Source organism: Actinoplanes sp. NPDC051411 (assembly GCF_040682075.1).
Classification (GTDB): domain Bacteria; phylum Actinomycetota; class Actinomycetes; order Mycobacteriales; family Micromonosporaceae; genus Actinoplanes.
Genome location: NZ_JBFBAD010000001.1, coordinates 220,814 through 223,015, shown reverse-complemented (window position 1 = coordinate 223,015; position 2,202 = coordinate 220,814). Strand labels below are relative to the sequence as shown.

Annotated in this window: 4 protein-coding genes; 2 read left to right on the top strand and 2 right to left on the bottom strand. The window is 70.8% G+C overall.

Annotation, left to right across the window (positions count from 1 at the left end; all coding sequences use genetic code 11):
• The first annotated feature begins 119 nt into the window (after positions 1-119).
• Positions 120-572: an SAM-dependent methyltransferase gene (locus tag AB0M88_RS00985; protein WP_364093501.1), complete on the top strand. Its 453-nt coding sequence runs from the start codon at positions 120-122 to the stop codon at positions 570-572.
• 119 nt (positions 573-691) lie between these two features.
• Here AB0M88_RS00985 and AB0M88_RS00980 read toward each other — a convergent pair whose 3' ends face one another.
• Entirely contained in the window at positions 692-862 is a 171-nt protein-coding gene (locus AB0M88_RS00980) for a hypothetical protein (protein WP_364093499.1), read from the bottom strand.
• Positions 863-985: 123 nt separating this feature from the next.
• A complete protein-coding gene (gene lipB, locus AB0M88_RS00975) occupies positions 986-1,633 on the bottom strand; it encodes a lipoyl(octanoyl) transferase LipB (protein ID WP_364093496.1) in 648 nt (215 codons plus the stop codon).
• A 97-nt stretch (positions 1,634-1,730) separates the two neighbouring features.
• On the opposite strand from lipB, the gene AB0M88_RS00970 reads away from it, so the two are divergent.
• A complete protein-coding gene (locus AB0M88_RS00970) occupies positions 1,731-2,087 on the top strand; it encodes a YciI family protein (RefSeq protein ID WP_364093493.1) in 357 nt (118 codons plus the stop codon).
• The last annotated feature ends 115 nt before the right edge of the window (positions 2,088-2,202 follow it).

Genomic DNA, 2,202 nt, shown 5'->3' with positions numbered 1-2,202 from the left:
GCTAAAACCATAATTATTACATGCTACTTGGCGCACCCCACAGCCCCCACACCACGTGCGCGTGCCGGTGCGTCCCAGCGTGATGGCAGGATGACGGTGTGCTCTCAGAAACCCTTACCGTGACACCGATCGGAACCGTCCGCACCGCCCGCACCACCCCGGAGGACGACCACTGGGCCCCGGTCACATCGCTGATCGAGCTCGACGACGCCCAGCTCTCGGCCGACGCGGTGGCCGGCCTCGACGAGTTCTCCCACCTCGAGGTCGTCTACTCGTTCCACCTCTGCGACCCGGCCAAGACCACCCGCGGCGCCCGCCACCCCCGCGGCGACACCGCCCTCCCCCGGGTCGGTGTGCTGGCCCAGCGGGTGAAGGACCGCCCCAACCACCTGGGCGTCTCCCCGTGCGAGCTCCTGAAGGTCGAGGGCCTGCGCCTGCACGTCCGCGGCCTCGACGCCATCGACGGCACCCCGGTCCTCGACATCAAGCCCTACCTGACCGAGATGACCCCGCCCGGCGCCGAGATCCGCGAGCCGGCCTGGGTCCACGAGGTCATGAAGGCGTACTGGTAGGCCGGCTCTCGTCAAGCGGCCAGGGCGTGGCGACGGGCCCGAACACGCGTTTGATCGACAGCAGTTCGCGGCGGTCGGCTTCGCGGATCCCGGCCGGGTCGTCGACGCCGCGTTGCCGGCTACCGCGTTGCCGGGCGGCCGCGATCCGAGCCCGCGACAGTTTCGCCGCGGCGGTCGGCGTCGGCGCGATCGCCGGCACGGCTCGGGGCTTCCGCACTGGTCAGATTGCCTTTGCGGTCGGCGGAGGCGTTCAGGAAGACCGGGTAGAACTCCGGCAGCAGAGAGCGCATTTCGTTTGATGCCCGGCCACGTCACGCGGCAGCCGTGGCGCGGATTTGGTGGGAGACCTCCAGAGGACAGCATCCCCGTCAGCGGCGGACCGTACGGGAGTCATCAGGTAACGGCCGGGGCGGTCAGACCCGTACGGAAATCGCGCCCAACCGGGCAGCCAGCGCGTCCCGGATGATCGGCTCGGGTGGCAGCTCGCGGCCCGTCCGGGTGGCCAGGCGGCGCAGGGATGTCATTTCGACGCCGTCGAGGCGGCAGGCGGTGAAGCGGTCGTAGACCGTCAGGTCGGGGTCGATGTTGAGGGCGAAGCCGTGGCTGGTGATGCCGCCTCGGATGCGCATGCCGATCGAGACCAGCTTGGCGTGGTCGGGGGTCCAGATGCCGACCAGGCTGTTTTCGCCGCGCGGGGTGTCGCGGCGGATCGTTTCGAAGCCGAGGTCGGCGAGGCCGGCGATCAGGGCGTTCTCGAGCCAGCGGACCACGTCGGCCGGGCCGCGGTCGTGGAGGTTCATGATCAGGTAGCCGACGAGCTGGCCGGGGCCGTGATAGGTGGCGTGGCCGCCGCGGTCGACCGGGACGACCGGGAGCCAGTCGCTGTCGGCGGGGAGGTCGGTGAGCGGAGTGTGTTTGCCGTAGGTGATGACCGGGGGGTGGCTGAGCAGGAAGAGGCGGTCGGGGGCGCGGCCCTCCCGGCGTTCGTCCACCCACTGCGGCATCAGCGTCTGGGCCTCCTGGTAGGGGACCTCGCCCAGGTCGACCCGGTTCATCGGCATGATTCGAGCCTAGGCTGTCGAAATTCGCGGACGGCCGTTCGTCGGGTGGATGAGCGGGTCCTCACAGACGGATCCGAAATATCGGAAAGGTAAGAAAATGGCGAAGTATCTGCTGCTCATCCACGGCGTCGACGCGGAGTGGGAGGCCATGACCTCGGAGCAGAAGAGGGAGCACGACGCGGCTCACGTGCGGTTCCGGGAGGCGGCCGGCCCGCGGGTGGCCGGCGGGGAGGAGCTCGAGGCGGCGTCGACCGCGACGACGCTGCGGAGCGACGGCGCGGGTGGGCTGATCACGACCGATGGGCCGTTCCTCGAGACCAAGGAGGTGCTGGGCGGCTTCTACGTGCTCGAGGCGGCCGACCTGGACGAGGTCACCCGGCTCGCGGCGCTGCTGCCCGAGGTGCGGGCCGGGCACAGCGGGGTCGAGATCCGGCCGGTCGTCGAGCACGGATGACGTCGTCCGGCGTGGTCGCGGGGGGGGGGGGGGGGCCCCGCCCGGCCTGGGGCCGGGTGGTGGGGGCGGCCCGGCGGGTGTCCAGGGACGTCGAGCACGCCGAGGAGTGTGGTGA